Source organism: Flagellimonas myxillae (genome assembly GCF_023502235.1).
Classification (GTDB): domain Bacteria; phylum Bacteroidota; class Bacteroidia; order Flavobacteriales; family Flavobacteriaceae; genus Flagellimonas; species Flagellimonas myxillae.
In genome coordinates, this window is the sequence record NZ_JAMFLY010000006.1 from 14,703 (window position 1) to 36,645 (window position 21,943).

Sequence of the window (21,943 nt, forward strand, 5' to 3'; positions counted from 1 at the left end):
TTTTTTGATGATGGTCCAAAGATCCACCACTTCACAGGTAAAGACAAATGATTTTTGGGTATGCCCTTGGAACTCTGGTAAATGACACTTATGGTCTGTTTGGTGCCGAAAAGGACCTTAAGTAGGTCGAAAACGTGTGAAGTGGGACGTTGGCAGCCGAATTAAGGAATGCTTAACAGAAAGACGCAGTAAAAGTTAAAGTTTTTCTTATGAGGACTGGCGTTGCAGGACCTCAAGCGCATGGGACCTATAGTTTCTGCCAATTGGGAGTTCTTTTCCATGAACCTCGACCATAATACTGTTGAAAGCCGTTACCTTGTCCAAGGAAACAATGAACGACCGGTGGATACGTATAAAATGGGTTTTGGGCAATTTTTCAGCAAGGTATCCGATTCGCTGCGTTGTAGGGATTTCTGATTTAGAGGTATGTATGATGACCTTATCGTTCAAACTTTCCAAATAACTGATATCCGATAAATCCAGTTTTACAATTTTTCGTTGTGTTTTGATATAAAGCAGTTCAGGTTCCTCCTTTGTACTATTGGAAACAGGGGATTCATTTGGTGTTTCAGTATGTACGTGCCCGTTTCCACCACATAAATATTTGTTGGCCTTGGAAATGGTCTTCATAAACCTACTCAGGGAAATGGGTTTTAATAGATAGTCAATGGCGTCCAGTTCAAAGGCTTTTATGGCAAACTCGCGATAGGCCGTTGTAAACACCACCAAGGGAGTTGGGTTTAGAGATTCCAACAGCTCCAAACCATTGATTTTGGGCATTTTTATGTCCAAAAAAACCAAATCTATCTCCTGTTTTTGGAGATGACCAAAAGCCTCCACAGCGTTGGCGCAAATGGCAACCACCTCCAACTGATCTATCTGTTTGGCGTACCCTTCCAACACATCCCTAGCAAGAGGTTCGTCATCAACAATAATGCATTTGATTTTATTGGTCATACTTAGTTGCGAAGTTAGGAACTTGGACCGCTCAGGTCAATTTCCAATTTTACCAAAAAACTGTCCGGTTCTTCCAAAATTTTGAGTTCGTGCTTGTCTGGAAAGAACAGATCTAGACGGCGTTTAACGTTCTTTAATCCTATATTTTTGTCACTGTCCAAAATTGCCTCAGTCTCTGCGGAAGCCTTGCTGTTTTCCACCATGAACTGCAATTGTTGGTTGTCCAACTTCAGGTCGATATTGATCCAAGAATCTTCGATAAGGTTATCTGCTCCATGCTTAAAGGCGTTTTCAACAAAGGGGAGAAGCAGGAGGGGAGGAATCAAACTCTCCTTATTATCGTCCTTAAGGGTTGTTGTAATGGTTAAATTGTCGCCGTAGCGCAGCCGTTCGAGTTCTACCAGATTCATCAGTTGTTCCCATTCCTTTTCCACGGTGATCAACTTATCGTTGCAGTCGTAGAGCATGTAGTCCAAAAACTTGGAAAGCCCTAGCACGGCATCCGGGGTCTTGGCGGATTTGGCCAAGGAAAGTGAGTAGATACTGTTCAGGGTATTGAAAAGAAAATGGGGGTGAATCTGTGCTTTGAGGAACTTTAGTTCGGTTTCCACTTTTTCCTTTTCCAGGGTCTTGTTTATCTGGTCTTTCTGATAAAAAAAACGCTGTAGTTTTATTGCCATGGCCACAAAAACGGGAGTATAGACCCGTATCAAGGAGTTTAGGATTTTCGGAAAGTACCAAACGGGATCTTTCCAATGCCCTTCTTCAAAATAGAACCATCTGTAAACATAGCGCCAACTCATATATCGGTCTATGAGGGCCATACTGGTTGCCAGAATCAAAGAAAGTACCACATACATCACCATTTTTTTGGGATAGAGGTACTTGGGCATTAAATAGTAGAGCGTTATATAGGTGGGGATGATTTTCCAAGGCAATAAAAACAACAGCTGTAGAAACTGATCGTAATAATTGCCTTCATAACTGCCCCAAAACACGGTATAAAACAAGATATACCCCAACCAAAATAGGAAGTGGTAGTAAATCCGGTTTTTTTCATACAAGATGCGTTCTATCATGCAAATTCAATATTTTGCCATTGATTTCGAGTCAAAATCTTGTTTTGAGGGGTTGAAAGTACAAAATATGATCAGGGATTGGGAATGCTGGCCGTAGACAACCTGTTTTTAGTGTTAAATGTCTGATTCTTACCGTGAATGGATGTTGGGAGCGACAAAAAATGGATTTCAACCGAATAAGAAGCTTTGTTCACTTTATAAAATGAAAAAACTCCGGTAATCAGCCGGAGTTTATTCATCAATCAAAAAACGAACAGTCATGATAAACTGTTGTAGGTTTACAAATTACAACTTTCCTGCCAAAAAACAAATTTAAGGTTTGTTTAACGTGTAATTTGTGTGGATAATCCTACGGTTACCCCAAATATGTCTTTAAAATCTTGCTTCTAGACGTATGCTTAAGCCTTCTAATGGCCTTCTCCTTGATTTGTCGAACACGCTCCCTTGTTAGGTCGAAAGTTTCTCCAATTTCTTCCAATGTCATGGAATGTTGCCCAGCCAAACCAAAGTACAAACGGATAACATCTGCTTCCCTTGGCGTTAAGGTTTCCAAAGCACGCTCGATCTCGGTACGAAGTGATTCGTGCAACAATTCCTTATCCGGATTTGGCGATTCACCACTACGCAATACGTCGTAAAGATTGGAATCCTCCCCATCGATCAATGGTGCATCCATGGATACGTGGCGACCCGAGTTTTTCAAGGATTGCTTTACATCCTCCACGGTCATGTCCAATTCTTTGGCAATTTCCTCTGCAGAGGGCACACGCTCGTGGGCCTGCTCCAAAAAGGCGAATGTTTTGTTGATTTTGTTGATGGAACCAATCTTGTTCAATGGAAGGCGAACAATACGGGACTGCTCTGCCAACGCTTGTAGAATGGACTGACGAATCCACCAAACGGCATACGATATAAATTTAAATCCACGGGTTTCATCAAAACGCTGTGCGGCTTTGATCAAACCCAGGTTTCCTTCATTGATCAAATCAGGAAGGGTCAATCCTTGGTTTTGATACTGTTTTGCAACAGACACCACGAATCTGAGGTTGGCTTTAGTTAATTTTTCCAAGGCTATCTGGTCGCCCGCTTTGATTCGCTGTGCCAATTCCACTTCCTCATCGGCCGTGATCAAATCCACTTTTCCGATTTCTTGCAAGTACTTGTCCAACGATGCGGTTTCCCTATTGGTAACCTGTTTTGTAATTTTTAACTGTCTCATCTAATTATCCCTTCTTTTTTAATTTTAGAACCGAAGCTCATTAAGTTATACGTAGGAAATGGGAAAAAGTTACAATTTGGTAATGTTTATTTGGATTTTTGTTGCAAAAAAGGCCCCAAGCGGTGCTTGGAGCCTTTAAATTCTGCTATTGGACTAGTATTTAGTCCCTTCTGGGTTTTCTATCGCGATTGTCTCTTCTACGGTCTCCACCTCTGCGATCTCCACCTCGGTCGTTTCTTGGGGGACGCTCTTTGTAACCTTCAGGTTTTGGCAACAAAGCCTTTCTGGAAACTTTCTCTTTTCTTGTTCTTGGATCAAGTCCGAAGTACTTTACATCAAAAACATCGCCCATGTTTACCACATCGGAAACATTTTCAGTGCGTTCCCATGCCAATTCAGAAACGTGAAGCAATACTTCGTTACCTGGAGCTTCCATATATTCAACCACGGCACCAAAGTCTAGCATTTTGATAACCTTTACTTCGTAAACGCTACCTACTTCAGGCTTGAACATTACCGCATCGATCTTGGCGATTACCGCATCGATACCTGCTTGGTCCGTTCCCAAAATTTCCACAATACCTTCTTCGGTTTCTGGATCTTCGTTGATTACGATAGTAGTATTGGTCTCTTTCTGCAATTCCTGGATTACCTTTCCACCGGAACCTATAACTGCTCCAATATACTCTCCCGGAATAATTTTGGTAACAATTTTTGGTGCGTAGGATTTAACATCTGCGTTAGGAGCAGCGATAGTATCCGTCAGCTTTTCAAGGATATGCAATCTACCGTCCTTGGCCTGCATCAATGCTTTTACCAAGATTTCGTAAGAAAGACCCTTTACCTTGATGTCCATCTGACATGCGGTAATACCATCAGCAGTACCTGTTACTTTAAAGTCCATATCTCCCAAGTGGTCTTCATCACCCAAAATATCGGATAGTACGGCGTATTTACCAGTTTCAGTATCGGTGATCAATCCCATTGCAATACCTGAAACAGGCTTTTTCAATTGTACACCAGCATCCATCAAGGCCATGGTACCGGAACAAACGGTGGCCATGGAAGAGGAACCGTTGGATTCCAATACTTCGGATACCACACGGACTGTATAAGGACAATCATCAGGAACCATGCCTTTTAATGCACGTTGGGCCAAGTTTCCATGACCTACTTCCCTACGGGAGGTTCCACGAATGGGTCTGGCTTCCCCTGTAGAAAATGGGGGGAAATTGTAGTGCAAATAGAAGGTTTCCTCACCTTCGTAAGATGGCATATCAATCTGATTGGCTTCTCTTGATGTACCAAGGGTAACCGTTGCCAAAGCTTGGGTTTCTCCCCTAGTAAAAATGGAAGAACCATGAACAGATGGCAAATAATCAATTTCACACCAGATTGGGCGAATTTCATCGGTCTTACGACCATCCAGTCGAAGGCCTTCCTCCAAAGTAAGGTTTCTAACCGCCTCTTTTTCGGCTTTGTAGAAATATTTGGATACAAGGCCACCAATTCCTTCCAATTCTTCTTCAGAAAATGTTGCTTTTACCTCTTCTTTTATAGCATCAAAAGCTGCACTTCGCTCATGCTTTGCAGAACCTGCTTTGGCAATAGCGTATACTTTATCATAAGTTAGATCGTAAACTTTCTTTTCAAGTTCTTGATCTTCAACTTCAGGGTCGTACTCACGTACTTCTTTCTTTCCGAAAGCTTCAGCCAATTTTAGCTGTGCCTCACATTGAACCTTGATGGCCTCGTGCGCAAACTTGATGGCTTCCACCATTTCCTCTTCGGAAATTTCGTCCATTTCACCTTCCACCATCATTACAGAGTCGGCAGAAGCACCGATTACCATATCAATGTCGGATTCTTTAAGTTGTTCACGGGTCGGGTTGATAATCAATTCACCGTTTACCCTACCTACACGCACTTCAGAAATGGCACACTCAAAAGGAAAATCCGAAAGTTGGATGGCAGCGGAGGCAGCAAGCCCTGCCATGGCATCGGGCATTACATTCTCGTCATGCGACATCAACTGGATCATAACCTGGGTTTCAGCGTGGTAGTCCTTTGGGAACAATGGGCGTAAAACCCTATCCACTAAACGCATGGTCAATACCTCGCCATCGCTTGGTCTGGCCTCACGTTTAAAGAATCCGCCAGGATAACGTCCGGCAGCGGCAAATTTTTCGCGATAATCTACCGTTAATGGAAGAAAATCCACGTCGCTTTGTTTGTAGTTGGAGACAACCGTACACAATAGCATACACTTGCCCGATTGGACAACAACAGAACCATGGGCCTGTTTTGCCAATTTTCCAGTTTCGATAGAGATTTCCCTACCGTCACCGAGGTCAATGACCTCTCTAAAAGTTTTTGGAATCATAAAATTAGTCTTACCCGGCATTTAGGAATGCGGGTCGTTAAACTTTGGTCTACCGCCATCCGGACGGTCGGGTTGTGTTGTGTTGTGTGCCTCTGGGGCACGGACCAATGAAAAACTATAGGTAGCTTTTTGTGATTTTCTATCCCAAACCTAGGTAGGGATAAAAATAATGGGAGCTTACCTAGGCTCCCACTATTTTATTTTCTAATACCAAGTTCCTTGATCAAGGCACGGTATTTTTCAATATCCTTTTTCTTTAGGTAATCCAAAAGACTACGTCTTTTACCTACCAATTTTACCAAAGAACGCTCGGTGTTGAAATCCTTGTGGTTCTTTTTAAGGTGTTGTGTCAAGTGGTTGATACGGTGGGTGAACAATGCGATTTGTCCTTCCGTTGAACCAGTGTTGCCCTCAAAGCCGCCGTGTTTTTTAAAAATCTCGGCCTTTACTTCTTTTGTTAAATACATTCCAATATTTAGTTAAATGATTTTTATGTATGCGATTCTCAGTTCCTTAGACTATCTCAGGACGAGCAATCAGCGTGCAAAGATAACTCTTTTTTTGTAATGAAAAATTTAACATAGCATTAAACCTTTTACATTAAGGCTTGTCAAAGAAGCAAACCATTAAATTCAATTATTATGAAAAAGAGTCTCAAACAAATGAACTTCGCAAGATTTGCCCCACTATTTCTTGCCACTTTGCTATTGCTGGCCACTTCGTGTACCAAAGACGAAGCTTCTGCCGATGATTTGACAGATAATGGCGAAGACGTGATATCGGTTGCGGAACTGCAGTACAGCGATGAAACGGAAATGATTTCGGAGGAGGTCACTACCATTGCTGAAGATGTTTATGCAACGGATGAAATTTCCCTGACTTCCAAGTTTGATTACCGTTCTGATCATTTACCGGATTGTGTAACAATCTCCACCGAGGTAACAAGTACTACACGCGAGAAGACCATCGATTTTGGTGAAGGATGTGAATTGCCAAATGGGAATGTACTTTCTGGGCTTATCCATTTGAGTTATGCCAAGGATATGGAGGCTGCTTCCAAGACAATTGCCCTGACATTGGAAAACTTTACCTTCAATGGTGTGGCCGTGGAAGGTTCCGCGGATATTCTTCGAGTACGCGCCAATGAAAATGGAAATCCCCAAGGAACAGCAAATGCCTCCTTCAATGCTACTTGGCCCGAAGGGGACACCGCTTCTTTTGAAGGAACCCGTACCCGAGAGTGGATCGAGGGATATGGCTCCGGTTTTTGGGGCGATAATGTGTTTCTTATCACAGGAAAGCGAACCTATATTGGTAGAGAGGGCAATGAATTTATAAAGGAGGTAATTTCCCCGCTGCGTAGGGAGATGGCCTGTAGGTTTATTGTGAGTGGTGTTTTGGAAATTACAAGAAACGAAAACACTGCAAGTCTGGATTTTGGTGACGGAACTTGCGATGCCAAGGGTATCTTAACCCAGCCCGATGGCACGGAAAAGGAAATATTCCTAAGACGATTTTGGAAAAAATAGTTCCTGATGCAAAAAAAGAAAAGCCCCGAATTTCGGGGCTTTTTTTTATGATCGTATCGGTTGATTGGTAATCAAATCGATATAGAGATTGATTTTCTTTTTCAATTCCTTTCTATGGGTGATGAAGTCCAAGAATCCATGCTCCTTCACGAATTCAGAGGTTTGGAAACCTTCCGGTAAATCTTTTCCAACTGTATCCTTTACCACCCTGGGGCCAGCAAAGCCAATCAAGGCGCCAGGTTCAGCAATATTGATATCCCCCAACATGGCGTAAGAAGCCGTGGTACCACCCGTTGTTGGGTCGGTGCACAAAGAAATGTATGGAATCTTAGCTTCGGCCAATTGGGCCAATTTGGCCGATGTTTTAGCCAATTGCATCAAGGAAAGCGCAGCTTCCATCATTCTGGCTCCTCCTGATTTTGAAATCATTAGAAACGGAATCTTTTTCTTTTTGGCCACATCAATGGCTCTAGAAATTTTTTCACCTACCACACTCCCCATGGAACCTCCAATAAAACTGAAGTCCATACAAGCGATGACCAATTCCCTTCCATTGGATTTCCCTACCGCCGTGCGAACAGCATCTTTCAATCCCGTCTTTTGTTGGGCGGCTTTCAATCTTTCAGAGTATTTTTTGGTATCCACGAACTTTAGGGGATCCTTGGCAGACAATTTTTCATCCAATTCCTTGAACTTGTTGTCATCAAAAAGTATTTGGAAATACTCCTTGCTGCCAATTCGTACGTGGTAATCATCCTCGGGGCTTACGTAAAAGTTTTTCGCTAAATCTTCCGACTCCACAATTTTGCCTGTGGGTGACTTGTACCACAGGCCCTTGGGGGTGTCTTTTTTCTCTTCCGTAGCGGTTTGAATTCCTTTTTCCTTTCTCTTAAACCAAGACGACATGCAATCAAAATTAAATTAAACGGCTATTTCCGGTATACTACAACGTATTAACATTGTTTAAATCTTCAAATGCTTTTTTTAAGCGGTCAACAAATGCCTTTTCGCCATCACGAAGCCAAACTCTTGGGTCGTAGAATTTCTTGTTGGGTTGGTCATCCCCATCCGGGTTTCCGATTTGGGACTGAAGATATCCAGATTTATCCTGAACATAATCGCGTACCCCAGAAAGGAAGGCATATTGTAGATCGGTGTCAATATTCATTTTAATTACCCCATAACCAATGGATTCCCTGATTTCTTCCACTGAGGAACCGGAACCACCATGGAATACAAAATCGATATGATTGTGCTCCACGCCAAATTTTTCAGCTACGAACTCTTGTGAATTCTTTAAAATCTTTGGTGTCAAGGTTACATTTCCAGGCTTGTATACCCCATGAACATTACCAAATGCTGCGGCAATGGTAAATTTTGGACTCACTTTGGAAAGTTCTTCATAAGCGTAGGCCACTTCTTCGGGTTGGGTGTATAATTTAGAGCTATCAATGTCCGTATTGTCCACTCCGTCTTCTTCACCACCAGTTACTCCGAGCTCAATTTCCAAGGTCATATCCATTTTGCTCATGCGCTCCAGGTACTTTTTGCAGATCTCGATGTTCTCCTCGATGGGTTCTTCGGATAAATCGATCATGTGTGAACTGAACAATGACTTTCCTGTGGCTGCATAGTGCTCCTCACTGGCTTCCAACATTCCATCAATCCAAGGCAACAACTTTTTGGCACAATGGTCGGTATGTAGAATAACGGTAGCGCCATAGGCCTCCGCCAACTGATGCACGTGTTTAGCACCTGCGACAGCCCCCAAAACAGCTGCTTTTTGATCTTCGTTGGACAATCCTTTACCTGCGTTAAACTGGGCTCCTCCATTTGAAAACTGAACAATTACAGGAGAATTTAGGGCCGCTGCGGTTTCCAAAACGGAATTAATAGTGTTGGAACCGATTACATTGACCGCTGGTAGGGCATACCCATGCTCCTTTGCATGATTAAAAATTGCTTGGACTTCATCGCCAGTTGCTACGCCCGGCTTGATATTGTGGGACATAATTTTAGTTAGTTAGGGGTTAAATCAGGGAACAAAAGTAATAAAATAATTAGTCTAGAAAGGATAATTGATTCCGATATTGAATACGGCATTTCTGAGGTTGTATCCCCTAAACCATCGTTTGGACCATTCCTCGGCAGGATTGTAGGTTTTAAAGCCCACATCCAATCGAAAAACGAAATAGGTAAAATCGTACCGAAGCCCCAATCCCGTACCCAAAGCAATATCAGCCAAAGAGCTGAAATCACTAAAAACCGCATCGGGATTGTCTTCGTTATCGAAGGCATTCCAAATGTTTCCAGCATCGGCAAACAAGGCACCCTTCACATCACCAGCAATTGGAAAACGATATTCCAGGTTTAGGGCAATTTTTAGATTGGCTTCGTTAAAATCGTTGATGTTGTCCGTACTTCCTGGTCCAAGATCGTAGGCATTCCACGCACGGTTGTCATTGGATCCCCCGGCAAAGTAACTTCGTACAAAGGGAACGCTTTCCGAATTGCCGTACGGAACGGCCAGTCCAAAGAAACTTCTAAACGCCAAGACGTTGGAATCGGAGAGTTCCCAATGCCGGATGTAATCGATTTCTGTTTTGAAATACTGGGAAAATGGAACACTAAAGACCAAAAGCTGGTCATCATCATTTTTGTTATAAGGAATCACCCCATCCAACAAGGACAGTAAATTACCTGCGCTCTCCAATTTTACCCGGAGCTGGTAGAAATCATTATCGTTAATATCTATACGGCTATTTTTGGTAAAGGTGTAATTGCTCGCAAAGATGAGGTTGTTTTCCGTTAATCGCTGCCGACGTTCATCAATACTGTTTACTTCGTTACGATTTTCTGGGGAAACGGTAAGGTCGTTGTCCAAAACGGCTTGGACGAACCAATTGGCTCCCTCGGGAATGGTTAACCGAGAGGGGTCATTGACATCGCCCGATGATTCAAAATACGTCTCATACTGTGGATCCGCATCAAAGGGGTCGGCAATATTGTCCAAGCTGTTAAAGGTGTTTCGGTAAACATTGAAAAAGTTCTGTTTGTTTACGTTTCTTACGAACTCAACATTCAACAGTTCGATATTATTTTTAAGGGAAACCGAAGGGCTCCAGTTGTACGACAAAATGGTATTAAAGGACTGCCTGTCCAAACCTAGGTTCCGCTGAAAGTTCGTACCCACCAAAAACCGGCTTTGCGGTAACATATAGTAGGGGATGATTTTTTCGGTGTTGAGCGGAAACCAAATTCGGGGAAAGGTAATATTGATATCTCCACCAAGTTCTGACGTGAATGTTTCATCGGATAGGGAAGGATTTTTTAATAGACCAATGGAACCCCGAGCGGATATATTCAAAGTTTCGGCACCCCCAAAAACATTTCGGGTTATTACCGTGGCCCCAAATACTGTTCCCACCTGCTGAATGTTGGAGTGGGTGACATCAAAATCCAAATTCAGGGAAAACTTGGGTCTGGGTGCCAAGTAGATGTTGGAAATAAGTTGGGCTTGGGTGGAATCTGGAATGAACTCAATGTTCGGATATTTGAAGGTATTCAGGTTGGTAATTTGCCTGTAGGTCCTGATCCGGTCCAAATCCCGGTAGATACTGTCTTTTTGAAAGAAAATAGCATCGGTTAAGGCCTTTGGGCGATACCTGAGTTTGTTATTGTAGAAAATGGTATAATTATCATATTCCACCGATTTTAAGGAATCGGAAGTACCGGTAATTTGATAATCGGCAAAAACATTGATTTTTTTGAAACGATGGATGCGATAGGGGCTGTTGGCAGTACTGTCATTCGTGCTACGTGGTTTTTGAACGTTTAGTTGCACATCCATCAATTGATCATCCGCGGCCAAGGTGGTATCCCGCAAAATATCGTAGTTAATGGAGCTTTCCTGAAAGTTATATACCCCGGAATTGCGAAAAAGGATAGTCAATCTCTCCCGTTCGTTGTTAAAATTGGCCAGATCAAATTGGTCGCCTTGTTTTACAAACGACATACCTGAAGTGCTGTTGTAGATTGAATCCAAGGCCGGCGAGGTGATGTTGGTCACTACCGTATCGATCATGAACGGTTTTTCCAGATCGATCTTGTATTCGATTTCCGCTCTTTTTTTTCGTCTCCCCTGAACAATGTTATAACTACCAGTATTGTTGAAATAACCTTTACTATTGTAATAGGCGCTTAAACGGTCCACACTTTTTTGGGTAAGGCTTGTATCAATGACCGAGGGGGGCTCACCAATCCTTATTAAAAAATCACTGGCCCCTTTTACCATAAAAGACTCCCGAAGCCGGTTGACCTGCTTTTGGGACAATAAGTTATTGAGTCTTTTTTCCCTTTTTTCCTTTCGCTGTAACCAAGCTGTAAAGGAGGAATCGGGATTGTCTTTAGCAAGATTGTATAAATTTAGTCTAAGCGGGTATCCAAGTACATTGCTGTTGGGGTGCTGTACGATCAGGTTCCGTATATCCTCATCGTTGATTTTGTCTTCGTCGGCGTAAATGGAGTTTTTGGTAAGGAGCAATTCATGGTCCTCAACCTTTTTTAAGGTGTTGCAGCCCACCATGGTCAGCATAAGCAACAATAATCCTATTTTTGCCCAGTATTGCATTAGACCATAAGAACCCCTCATAGACGCCAAAAATACACGATTTAGATGGTTACCAAAAACCAAATTAAGCTAGTTGTTAGCTTACAGCAAAAAAAGTACCGAAGTCAACATGGACTCTTTGTTGTTGAGGGAAAAAAGTCGGTTAAAGAGCTTTTGGATGCAGGGCTTGCCCCCTTTAAAATATTTGTAGAGGAATCCCAGGAATATTTCGAGGCCCAGAATTCGGAAACGGTTACCAAACGGGATCTAAAGCAAATGAGTGGCCAAACTACTCCCAGTGGCGTACTTGGCGTTTTTCATATCCCGGATGTCAAAACCAGTGCGGATGCGGATTGGGTAGTGGTATTGGACAGCGTGCGTGATCCTGGAAATTTAGGGACTATCATAAGGTTGTGCGATTGGTTTGGGATAAAGCAATTGGTGTGTTCTTCGGATACGGTAGATTGTTACAATCCTAAGGTATTACAGGCCACAATGGGTTCGATTGCCCGAGTACATATCAGTTATCTGGATTTGGAAGGATACCTTGAAAAAACTAAACTGCCGATTTTTGGAGCCTATATGGATGGAGAGGAGGTTTACGGTACGCAGTTTCCTGAAAAGGGCATCTTGATCATGGGCAATGAAGCCAATGGAATTTCTGAACACGTGGCCCAATTTGTAACACAGCGTATATCCATTCCGCAGTTTGGCCAACAGACCACCGAAAGCCTAAATGTTGCCACTGCCACTGCTATTCTTTTGAATGAGATACGAAGGAAATCTTGAATTGAAAATGGAAAGTTGAAAATGGAAAATGTCAAACTTTCCAACCTCTAACCTCTAACCATTGCAACCAACTACTCAAAAGTAAAGTTGATAAAAAACCCCCGGGTGCGCATAGCACTAATATTCCCAGTCCATGGGCTGCTTGGGTCGTTATCGGGAACCAATTCATCTGTTAGGGCGAATACCCCTCTTATCGAAGGAGAGAATTTAAAGTATTCAGTGTAGATATCGATGCCAAAACCCAGCTCGTACCCAAAGACATTCTTTTTCATCCGGAATTGGCCGCTGCTGTTGTCGTCCAAGCTATCCTCCTTGCTGCCTAGGTTCATGGCGGTATAAACCCCACCAGTTACGTAAGGTTTCCAATTTCCAAAACGCTTGGCGCTGGCTTTTATCAAAAGTGGGAACCGGATATAGGTGGAACGTACTTCCCGAATAGCTTCCGCTTCGGTGCTGAATCCGGGAAATCCCAAAATTCTTTGGCCATACAATAATCCGGGTTCAAAACGGGCATCCAAAAATTCATTGATTCGGAGTTCGCCTATCAATCCCACATTGAAACCAAGACTCTTATCGACCAAAATATCTTGCCCGATGTTGTTCGTATATTCAAATTGGAAATCGTATTGGTTGAACCCGAGGTAATATCCCCAATTAAGCAGCTTCATATCTTCAGTCTGAAGATTGAGAATAGGGTCTTTTTTGAATTGGGACAGAGCGCTTTGGCACACCAACAGGAGGCCAAGCAACGACAAGAGGTTTTTCATCAATTTATTTTGTAGCGACATATATGGATGCCACCCCAAATGTCTGGGGCATGTTCTCTATACCTATAAACCCAATTTTGTCCAAAATATTGTTGAATGCCTCGCCATGTGGAAACTTGGAGGCCGATTCACTTAAATAGGCATAGGCAGACCGGTCTTTGGAAAAGATTTTGCCAATTGTGGGCATAATATGTCTGCAATAGAGATGATATCCCTGTTTAAAAGGTGTTTTCGTAGGAACGGAGGTTTCCAAAATAACCAAGGTGCCTCCAGGTTTCAGCACCCTATGGATTTCTTTTAGTCCCTTTTCCAAATTCTCAAAATTACGCACCCCGAAAGCCACAGTAATGGCATCAAACGACTGGTCTTCAAAAGAGAGGTTTTCACTATCTCCAACCACCATTTCAATAGTGCTGTCCAGATTTTTTTGGGCAATTTTATCCCTACCCACGTCCAGCATACCCTCGGAAATATCCAATCCAACAATGCGTTTGGCTCCCGTAGCAGTCATAGCAATCGCCAAATCCCCGGTTCCGGTGGCAATATCCAATATGGATGCCGGTTTTTTTTCCTTGAGGATGGACACAACACGTTTGCGCCATTTTACGTCAATTCCAAAGGAAATCACTCGATTGAGGCCATCGTAGTCCTTGGAAATGGTATCGAACATTTGGGTAACCTGTTCCTTTTTTCCAAGCTCTGAATCTTTATAAGGAATGACTTTTTTGGACATTGACTGAATTTGCTGGCAAATATACAACTTCGGTCTATGGGAGGGGTACAAAAATAATTGTGTAATTTTGCCGTGCAACAAAGGAAAACTTTTCCGTATGTGTCTTTTGGACCTAAGTCTCTATTCTTTTTTTAGTATTTGTAGCGCACAAATTGAATTTATTTAAGAACATCTTAGTTTAATCGATGAAGATTATTATTGCCGGAGCGGGTGAAGTAGGTTTTCATTTGGCAAAACTTTTGTCCTATGAAGCACAGGATATTACCTTAATCGATACCGATAAGGAAAGTCTCTCTTATGCAGATAACCATTTGGATATACGGGTGTTACGCGGTGATGCTACATCCATAGAGGTGTTGCGTGATGCCAAGGTGCAGAGTTCGGAATTGGTAATTGGGGTAACGGCCTCCGAAACCACCAACTTGACCTTGTGCATGTTGGCCAAACAATTGGGCTGCAAACGGACCATTGCAAGGATTTCCAATACCGAGTTTATGGACAATCGGGAATTGATTCAGTTTTCCGAATTGGGAATTGATGAATTGATCTCACCCGAGGAATTGGCTGCAACGGAAATTCAATTGCTGCTCAATCAATCCGCCTTTAACGATACATACGAATTTGAAGACGGCCTTTTGACCATGATAGGGGTGTTTTTACCAAAGGCGGCTCCCTTTGTGGGAAAAATGGTAAAAGAAGCGGCCAAAATATTTCCTGAACTTCATTTTATGCCCATTGCCTTGCAGCGAATGGGTACCCAGTTTACCCTTATTCCCAGAGGGGATACAGTGTTCAAGGAGGGCGACCAAGTCTACTTTATAACCACGAGCGAGGGGGTGGAAGAACTCTACAAACTCACGGGCATGCAGAAAAAGGACATCAAAAACGTAATGATTCTGGGAGGTAGTAAGGTTGGTTTTAAAACGGCTAGGGACCTATGCGCCAAAAAGTTCAATGTCAAACTCATTGAAAAGGACAAGGAAAAAGCCTTTGATATTGCGGACGATTTACCACATGCCTTGGTCATCAATGGGGATGGAAGAAATGTGGAACTTTTGGACGAGGAAAGTCTGGATTCCATGGATGCTTTTATCGCAGTGACCGGTAATTCAGAAACCAACATCATGTCTTGTTTGGTGGCCAAATCCAAGAAAATTAAAAAGACCATCGCCTTAGTGGAAAATATGGATTACTTCCAGTTGTCACATTCCATTGGTGTAGATACTTTGATCAATAAAAAACTACTGGCGGCCAACAATATCTTTAGATATATCCGTAGGGGAGAGGTACTTGCTTTAACGCGCTTAAACAATCTGAATGCCGAAATCCTTGAATTTGAGGTTAAGGCAACTTCCTTGGTCAACGGAGAAATTATTAGGGAGCTCAACTTTCCCCGGGAGGCCAGTATTGGTGGCGTAATCCGCGATGGGAAAGGGATTATTGCCCTAGGGGATTTTAAAATTTTGGAAGGGGACCGCGTAGTGGTCTGCTGTCTCCCAAAAGCCATCCCAAGGATTGAAAAGCTCTTCTTGTAATGGGCCTTAATACACGAATAATTGTTCATATTATGGGGCTGTTGCTGCTCTGCAACGGTTCTTTTATGTTGGTGGCCGCTTTTGTTAGTGGACTATACAAGGATGGTGTTACCCTAGATATCAGCTTGGCAGCTATTGTAACCATGTTATTTGGGGTTATGGCCATGTTCTACACTAGGGGACATAGAAAGGAAGTAAAACGCAAAGAAGGATATATCGTAGTAACTTTTGGATGGATCATCATGTCCATTTCCGGAACGCTTCCCTACCTGTTTTCCGGGGCCATACCTAGCATAACTGATGCCTTTTTTGAAACCATTTCCGGTTATACCACCACCGGAGCGTCTATATTGAACGATATTGAAGCCTTGCCCAAGGGCATTCTCTTTTGGCGTAGTTTGACGCATTGGATTGGAGGAATGGGTATCATTGTGTTGGCTATAGCCATTCTACCACTTTTGGGAATAGGAGGTATGCAGCTCTTTGCCGCCGAGGCCCCAGGTCCCGCAGGGGACAAATTGCATCCTAGGATTACGGACACTGCAAAGCGGTTATGGCTTATCTATTTTGGATATACCGTTGCCGAGACCGTGCTCTTAAAGCTGGCTGGAATGTCGCTTTTTGATGCCATGAACCATGCATTGGCCACGCTTTCAACCGGAGGGTTTTCCACCAAAAATGCAAGCTTGGCCTTTTGGAACAACCAACCGATTATCCAATACATTACGATTTTTTTCATGTTCCTTGCAGGTAGCAATTTTGTCCTAAGCTATTTTGCGTTCACAGGAAAAGTGCAGCGAATTATCAAGGATGAAGAGTTTAAGTACTATACCATATTCATCGTACTTTTTGCAATAGCAGCATTTTTGGTCGTCCACTTTAAGGTCGAAGTCCCTGTTTCCGATTTTCATCCCCAGGTATGGGGCCCTGCCGAAAGTGCTTTTAGGCATGCCTTGTTCCAAGTGGTTGCCATTGTAACCACCACTGGGTTTGTTACGGCGGATTTTACTAGTTGGACCCCATTTCTAACTGTTTTCTTTTTTGGCTTGATGTTCTTGGGCGGCTCTGCCGGTTCCACGGCGGGAGGTATTAAAGTAATGCGGCATTTGTTGATTATCAAAAATGGGATTCTGGAATTCAAACGGACCTTACATACCAATGCGGTAATCCCGGTTCGATATAATGAAAAAACCGTAACGGAGCATATTGTTTACAATATCATCGCCTTTTTTGTGCTGTACATGCTCTTTTTTATCATCGGTTCCTTGGTCTTGGGCTTTATGGGACTCGATTTTGTGTCGGCCATTGGAGGTGCGGCCTCTTCCTTGGGTAATGTGGGTCCAGCCTTGGGGGATCTAAACCCGGTCAGTAACTATGCAAGCCTACCCCAGGCAGGAAAATGGTGGTGTGGTTTTCTAATGCTTTTGGGAAGATTGGAACTCTTCACTGTACTTATATTGTTGACCCCATATTTCTGGAAAAAAACGTAGCTTTCGGTTTATTTGGAGATAAACCGGAACCTATGAAAAAATACTTGATAACCCTACTGGGAGTTTGCCTACTTTGTTTGGCCTGCAATAACTCTGAAGCTACCGATAAAGCTGAAATATTAAGTCTGATGAAGGCCCAGGAGAAAGCCTGGTCCAATCATGATTTGCATGGTTTTATGCAAACCTATTGGGAAAGTGATTCCTTGAAGTTTTATGGTGCAAATGGATTAACGCTGGGGTGGCAGAAAACATTGGAGGGATATCAAAAAAGATATCCTACCAAGGCAGAATCCGGTACGCTGAAATTTACCATTGACGACATAACCAAAATAGAATCGAATTCCTACCACGTGATGGGGCAATACCACTTAACAAGAACGATTGGGGATGCCCATGGCGTTTTCCTCATCGTACTCCGAAAAATAAATGGGGAATGGAAGATTGTGGCCGATATGTCCTGTTAAACCCTTAAAAATCCAAGTTTAAACCATGGAACAACCCCTGCAGATCAGTTCGGGATTTATTGAGGAACACACCAATTTTGAGGAGTTGATCCAAACATTAAAAAGTGCTTTTGCCTCCGGCAGGACTTTGGTTCCCCCACGGCATCATCATGATTTTCCAAATCCGGAAACACAAAAGGATACCACGCTGCTCTTAATGCCTGCATGGAAACCAGGGAGCGAAGCAGGGGTTAAGGTGGTTACGGTTAGCCCGGGAAATGAAAGGTTCGATTTGCCCTCCATTCAAGGGAGTTATTTGTATTTGGATGCACAAACCGGGGTGTTGAAGGCAATAATGGAAGCTAAGAGCTTAACCGCCAAAAGAACCGCAGCGGCCTCTGCCTTGGCCTCTTCATTTTTATCCCGGAAAAACACCCAATCCATGTTGATGATCGGTACAGGAGCTTTGTCGATAAATCTTATAAGAGCACATGCTTCCGTACGTCCAATAAAACAGGTATTTGTGTGGGGTAGAAATCCCCAAAAAGCGAGGGACATCTGTGATCAACTGGACAAACAACGGTTTGCTATAACAAGTGTTTCAAGAATAGAGGACATTATTGGTAAAGTAGATTTGGTATCCTGTGCAACACTTTCAGAAGCACCTTTGGTGCTTGGCGAATACCTAGTACCTGGACAGCACATTGATTTGGTCGGGGCCTATAAACCCGATATGCGGGAGTCCAATGATGAGGTTATCCAGAAGTCATCCATATTTTTGGATACCATGGATGGAGGTTTAAGGGAAAGTGGTGATATCGCCATTCCGCTTCAAAAAGGACTGCTTTCAGCATCGGATATCAAAGCGGATTTGTTTGCCCTTTGCAAGGGAGAAAACCAAGGAAGGTCCAACGAAAATGAAATAACGCTTTTCAAATCTGTTGGGCACGCCCTCGAAGATTTGGCCGCGGCCAGCTATTATTATTCCAAACTAAAGTAATGGGAAAAGTATATAAGAATATTTTGGAAAATACCGCTTTCAATCCGCTAAAGGATTGGTTGCAGGTAAAAACCATTGATATGCACACGGGCGGGGAGCCACTACGTGTTATTGTCGACGGCTTTCCAGAGTTAAAGGGTGACAATGTATTGGATTACCGAAGGTATTGTAAGGAAAACCACGATGATCTGCGAACGGCCTTGATGTTTGAACCAAGAGGACATGCAGATATGTACGGTTGTATTTTGGTGCCTCCCAATGATGATGAAGGGGATTTCGGCATCTTGTTTTTACATAATGAGGGATACAGCACCATGTGCGGTCATGCCATTATTGCCATTTCGACTTTGGCGGTTCAAATGGGATGGGTGGCTGTAAATGATGGTACAACAGCGTTGAAAATAGATGCTCCCTGCGGACGCATTCACTCTTTTGTTGAGGTTCAGGATTCGGAAGTGAAAGGTGTTCGATTTCATTGTGTGCCCAGTTTTGTTGTGGGCTTGGATAGAAAAATCACTGTTGATGGCCTCGGGGAAATTACCTACGATTTGGCTTATGGGGGAGCGTTCTATGCATATGTGGATCTTCAAAAAAACAAGCTAAACCTGGATTTGACCCCACAAGCATATAGCAAGTTAATTGCTGAAGGAATGAAAATCAAACAAGCGGTTATGGAGCAGGACAAAGAGATATTTCATCCGTTCGAGGAAGATTTGAGCTTCCTTTATGGGACTATTTTTATAGATTCCTCTTCCACTGTGGGTGTGGACAGCAGAAACGTCTGCATTTTTGCGGAAGGAGAAGTAGACCGTTGCCCCACAGGTTCTGGGGTTTCAGGACGAATGGCCATTCATTGGGCACGGAAAGAAATCCAGTTGGGAGAAACTATGACCATAGAAAGCATCACCGATTCAAGGTTTAAGGGGAGCGTGGTCAAAGAGGTTGATTATGGACCCTATACCGCCGTGGTGCCACAAGTTGAGGGAACGGCCCACATCACAGGAATGCACACTTTTATCATTGACCCAAAGGACCCCATAAAAAAAGGGTTCATCCTAAGATAAACCCCTGTTGTTCTTTTATTTGGATTGTGGGCTACAATACTGCGGCAATTCGAGCAACGGCTTCTTTTATTTCATCCACACTTGCAGCGTAGGAAATACGAATTGAATTGCCATTACCAAAGGCATCACCAGTAACAGTGGCCACATTGGCTTCTTCCAATAGGTACATGGCAAAATCAGATGCATTGTTGATTTGCTTGCCGTTCAAGGTCTTGCCAAAGTATTCAGATACATCGGGATACACATAAAAGGCACCTTCAGGTTCATTACACTGAAATCCGGGAATGTTGTTCAACAACCCCAAAATGAGCTTTCTTCTGTCTTTAAACTCATCCACCATATACTGAATTCTTGTTGGTGATTCCAGTAAGGCAGTGATTACTGCTCTTTGAGCGATACAATTGGCTCCACTGGTTACCTGACCTTGTAGTTTGTTACAGGCCCTTGCAATGTATTCCGGTGCGCCAATATATCCAATACGCCATCCGGTCATGGCGAAAGCCTTGGCAACTCCATTAACAGTTACCGTACGGTCGTACATATCTTCAAACGCGGCCATGGAGGCGTGTTGGGTTACCCCGTAATTAATGTGTTCGTAGATTTCATCACTTACCACAACAATCTGAGGGTACTTTTGAAGGACATCGGCCAAGGCCCTTAGTTCTTCCTTGCTATAAATGGAACCACTCGGGTTGCAAGGGGAGGAGTACCAAAGCATTTTCGTCTTTGGGGTGATGGCGGCCTCCAATTGTTCAGGCGTCATCTTAAAATCATTGTCAATAGACGTGGCGACCTCAACCGGAACCCCGTCAGCCAACTTCACGATATCGCTGTAACTTACCCAGTAGGGGCATGGCAAAATAACTTCATCCCCTTTGTCCAAACAGGCTTGGGCAATGTTGTACAATGCTTGTTTTGCACCCGTTGAAACGACAATTTGTGTACGTCCGTACGCAAGGTCATTATCCCTTTTGAATTTGGTGATGATGGCATCTTTTAACTCCACATAACCATCAACAGGGGTATAGGAATTATAACCGTCGTTAATGGCTTGGATGGCAGCCTCCTTAATATAATCCGGGGTGTTGAAGTCCGGTTCTCCTAAACTAAGACCAATGATGTCTTTTCCCGCTGCCCTGAGTTCCCGGGCTTTTGCGGCCATTTCAAGCGTAGCCGAAGGAACTAAATTATTAATCCTTTCAGAAAGTTGGTTGCTCATTTTGAGTCGCTATTTTACTGGTACTGGAGTGCTGGGTTTTTCCCCAACTCCTTCAAATGTTTGAAGTGCGAAATTATAGCTTTTCTGGTAGTTTTATATTCGTTGTAGGGCAAATTAAATTCCTTGGCCGTCTGTTTCACAATTTTGGAAATTTTTGTGTAGTGGATATGGCTGATGTTCGGGAATATATGGTGCTCTACTTGATGGTTCAAGCCTCCTGTGAACCAGTTTACGATTCTGTTCTTAGTGCCAAAATTTACCGTTGTGGCCAACTGGTGGATGGCCCATGTGTTTTTCATAGTACCGTCTTCTTCAGGTAGGGGAGTCTCGGCATCGTGCACGATGTGAGCCAATTGAAATACTACGCTAAGAATAACCCCGGCTACATAATGCATAATAAAGAAGCCCAATAGTATTTGCCACCATGGAATCTCAACAAAAATTAAGGGTAATACAATCCATATGGTAACATAAATCACTTTCGTAACTACTAGGGTGCTCCAATTGATGACCGGGTTCGGCAACTTTCCATAGGACAGCTTGCGCTTCATATAGCGATACATTTGCTGGAAATCCGTAGTTATGGCCCAATTGAAGGTCAAAAGTCCATATAGGAAGATGGAATAGAAATGCTGAAATTTATGGTGTTTTTTCCATTCGGCATGTCTGGAGAAACGTAATATCCTCCCGGCTTCCATATCCTCATCGTGTTCGTGGATATTGGTATAGGTATGGTGCAGCACATTGTGTTGAACCTGCCAGTTATAGACATTTCCGGCCAAAATATAAATACTGCCACCCATTAATTTGTTTACCCATTTTTTGGTGGAATAGGACCCGTGGTTGCCATCGTGCATTACGTTCATTCCAACCCCGGCCATACCGATACCCATGGTAATGGAAAGCAGTACATAGCCCCAAAAGGGTAAATTCAGGGTCAACATTAAGAAATACGGGGTTAAAAAGACGGAAAACATCACCACTGTCTTCAGGTGCAGCTTCCAATTTCCGGTTTTCTTGATTTGGTTTTCATTAAAGTATTGGTTGACTCGCTTATTTAGTGTTCGAAAGAATTGTGCGGTGTCCTTTCTTGAAAATCGGATGGTGTCCTTCTCCATAAAATAAAT

At 43.1% G+C, this 21,943-nt stretch carries 19 protein-coding genes; 7 read left to right on the forward strand and 12 right to left on the reverse strand.

From position 1 onward, the window contains the following. Positions 1–207 precede the first annotated feature (207 nt). From M3P07_RS17315 to rpsO, 5 genes are all read right to left on the reverse strand, one after another. Positions 208–957: a LytR/AlgR family response regulator transcription factor gene (locus tag M3P07_RS17315; RefSeq protein ID WP_249971190.1), complete on the reverse strand. Its 750-nt coding sequence runs from the start codon at positions 955–957 to the stop codon at positions 208–210. Between the two features lie 14 nt (positions 958–971). Further along, positions 972–2,036 (reverse strand): sensor histidine kinase, encoded by a 1,065-nt coding sequence (locus M3P07_RS17320; RefSeq protein ID WP_249971191.1) that lies wholly within the window; start codon positions 2,034–2,036, stop codon positions 972–974. A gap of 355 nt (positions 2,037–2,391) precedes the next feature. Then, positions 2,392–3,255: a sigma-70 family RNA polymerase sigma factor gene (locus tag M3P07_RS17325; RefSeq protein WP_073180565.1), complete on the reverse strand. Its 864-nt coding sequence runs from the start codon at positions 3,253–3,255 to the stop codon at positions 2,392–2,394. A 160-nt stretch (positions 3,256–3,415) separates the two neighbouring features. Next, positions 3,416–5,638 (reverse strand): polyribonucleotide nucleotidyltransferase, encoded by a 2,223-nt coding sequence (locus tag M3P07_RS17330; RefSeq protein WP_249971192.1) that lies wholly within the window; start codon positions 5,636–5,638, stop codon positions 3,416–3,418. 197 nt (positions 5,639–5,835) lie between these two features. Then, complete coding sequence (rpsO, locus tag M3P07_RS17335; RefSeq protein ID WP_249971193.1) at positions 5,836–6,105, reverse strand: 30S ribosomal protein S15; 270 nt, start codon at positions 6,103–6,105, stop codon at positions 5,836–5,838. Positions 6,106–6,279: 174 nt separating this feature from the next. On the opposite strand from rpsO, the gene M3P07_RS17340 reads away from it, so the two are divergent. Beyond that, a complete protein-coding gene (locus M3P07_RS17340) occupies positions 6,280–7,167 on the forward strand; it encodes a hypothetical protein (protein WP_249971194.1) in 888 nt (295 codons plus the stop codon). 45 nt (positions 7,168–7,212) lie between these two features. On the opposite strand, the gene accD is transcribed toward M3P07_RS17340, so the two are convergent. The 3 genes from accD to tamL are packed head-to-tail and all read right to left on the reverse strand — an operon-like array spanning position 7,213 to position 11,818. Next, the gene (gene accD / locus M3P07_RS17345) at positions 7,213–8,073 is read right to left on the reverse strand and encodes an acetyl-CoA carboxylase, carboxyltransferase subunit beta (protein WP_249971195.1); all 861 of its coding nucleotides are present in this window, start codon (positions 8,071–8,073) and stop codon (positions 7,213–7,215) included. A gap of 37 nt (positions 8,074–8,110) precedes the next feature. Continuing rightward, positions 8,111–9,178 carry a class II fructose-bisphosphate aldolase gene (gene fbaA, locus M3P07_RS17350; RefSeq protein ID WP_249971196.1) on the reverse strand — a complete coding sequence of 356 codons (1,068 nt, stop codon included), beginning with the start codon at positions 9,176–9,178 and terminating at the stop codon, positions 8,111–8,113. Between the two features lie 54 nt (positions 9,179–9,232). Next, on the reverse strand, positions 9,233–11,818 hold the full coding sequence (gene tamL, locus M3P07_RS17355) for a translocation and assembly module lipoprotein TamL (protein WP_249971233.1): 2,586 nt from the start codon (positions 11,816–11,818) through the stop codon (positions 9,233–9,235). Positions 11,819–11,842: 24 nt separating this feature from the next. Between tamL and M3P07_RS17360 the strand changes: the two genes are divergently transcribed. Then, the gene (locus M3P07_RS17360) at positions 11,843–12,565 is read left to right on the forward strand and encodes a TrmH family RNA methyltransferase (RefSeq protein WP_249971197.1); all 723 of its coding nucleotides are present in this window, start codon (positions 11,843–11,845) and stop codon (positions 12,563–12,565) included. A 71-nt stretch (positions 12,566–12,636) separates the two neighbouring features. On the opposite strand, the gene porT is transcribed toward M3P07_RS17360, so the two are convergent. Further along, complete coding sequence (porT, locus tag M3P07_RS17365) at positions 12,637–13,332, reverse strand: type IX secretion/gliding motility protein PorT/SprT (protein WP_249971198.1); 696 nt, start codon at positions 13,330–13,332, stop codon at positions 12,637–12,639. 4 nt (positions 13,333–13,336) lie between these two features. Then, complete coding sequence (gene ubiE, locus M3P07_RS17370; RefSeq protein ID WP_249971199.1) at positions 13,337–14,065, reverse strand: bifunctional demethylmenaquinone methyltransferase/2-methoxy-6-polyprenyl-1,4-benzoquinol methylase UbiE; 729 nt, start codon at positions 14,063–14,065, stop codon at positions 13,337–13,339. Positions 14,066–14,250: 185 nt separating this feature from the next. Between ubiE and trkA the strand changes: the two genes are divergently transcribed. Genes trkA through M3P07_RS17395 form a run of 5 tightly spaced genes read left to right on the forward strand, consistent with a single transcriptional unit; the run spans position 14,251 to position 19,597 of the window. Continuing rightward, entirely contained in the window at positions 14,251–15,600 is a 1,350-nt protein-coding gene (gene trkA / locus M3P07_RS17375; RefSeq protein WP_249971200.1) for a Trk system potassium transporter TrkA, read from the forward strand. After that, the gene (locus M3P07_RS17380) at positions 15,600–17,090 is read left to right on the forward strand and encodes a TrkH family potassium uptake protein (protein ID WP_249971201.1); all 1,491 of its coding nucleotides are present in this window, start codon (positions 15,600–15,602) and stop codon (positions 17,088–17,090) included. The genes trkA and M3P07_RS17380 overlap by 1 nt, the downstream gene beginning before the upstream one ends. Positions 17,091–17,122: 32 nt before the next feature. Continuing rightward, on the forward strand, positions 17,123–17,554 hold the full coding sequence (locus tag M3P07_RS17385; protein ID WP_249971202.1) for a YybH family protein: 432 nt from the start codon (positions 17,123–17,125) through the stop codon (positions 17,552–17,554). 25 nt (positions 17,555–17,579) lie between these two features. Beyond that, the gene (gene lhpI / locus M3P07_RS17390) at positions 17,580–18,533 is read left to right on the forward strand and encodes a bifunctional Delta(1)-pyrroline-2-carboxylate/Delta(1)-piperideine-2-carboxylate reductase (RefSeq protein ID WP_249971203.1); all 954 of its coding nucleotides are present in this window, start codon (positions 17,580–17,582) and stop codon (positions 18,531–18,533) included. Further along, positions 18,533–19,597, forward strand: a complete 1,065-nt coding sequence (locus M3P07_RS17395; RefSeq protein WP_249971204.1) for a proline racemase family protein — start codon at positions 18,533–18,535, stop codon at positions 19,595–19,597. The genes lhpI and M3P07_RS17395 overlap by 1 nt, the downstream gene beginning before the upstream one ends. A gap of 31 nt (positions 19,598–19,628) precedes the next feature. Here M3P07_RS17395 and M3P07_RS17400 read toward each other — a convergent pair whose 3' ends face one another. Together M3P07_RS17400 and M3P07_RS17405 are read right to left on the reverse strand one after the other, a co-directional pair. Continuing rightward, positions 19,629–20,816 carry a pyridoxal phosphate-dependent aminotransferase gene (locus M3P07_RS17400; RefSeq protein WP_249971205.1) on the reverse strand — a complete coding sequence of 396 codons (1,188 nt, stop codon included), beginning with the start codon at positions 20,814–20,816 and terminating at the stop codon, positions 19,629–19,631. A gap of 14 nt (positions 20,817–20,830) precedes the next feature. Then, positions 20,831–21,934 carry a fatty acid desaturase family protein gene (locus M3P07_RS17405; protein ID WP_249971206.1) on the reverse strand — a complete coding sequence of 368 codons (1,104 nt, stop codon included), beginning with the start codon at positions 21,932–21,934 and terminating at the stop codon, positions 20,831–20,833. Positions 21,935–21,943: the final 9 nt, after the last annotated feature.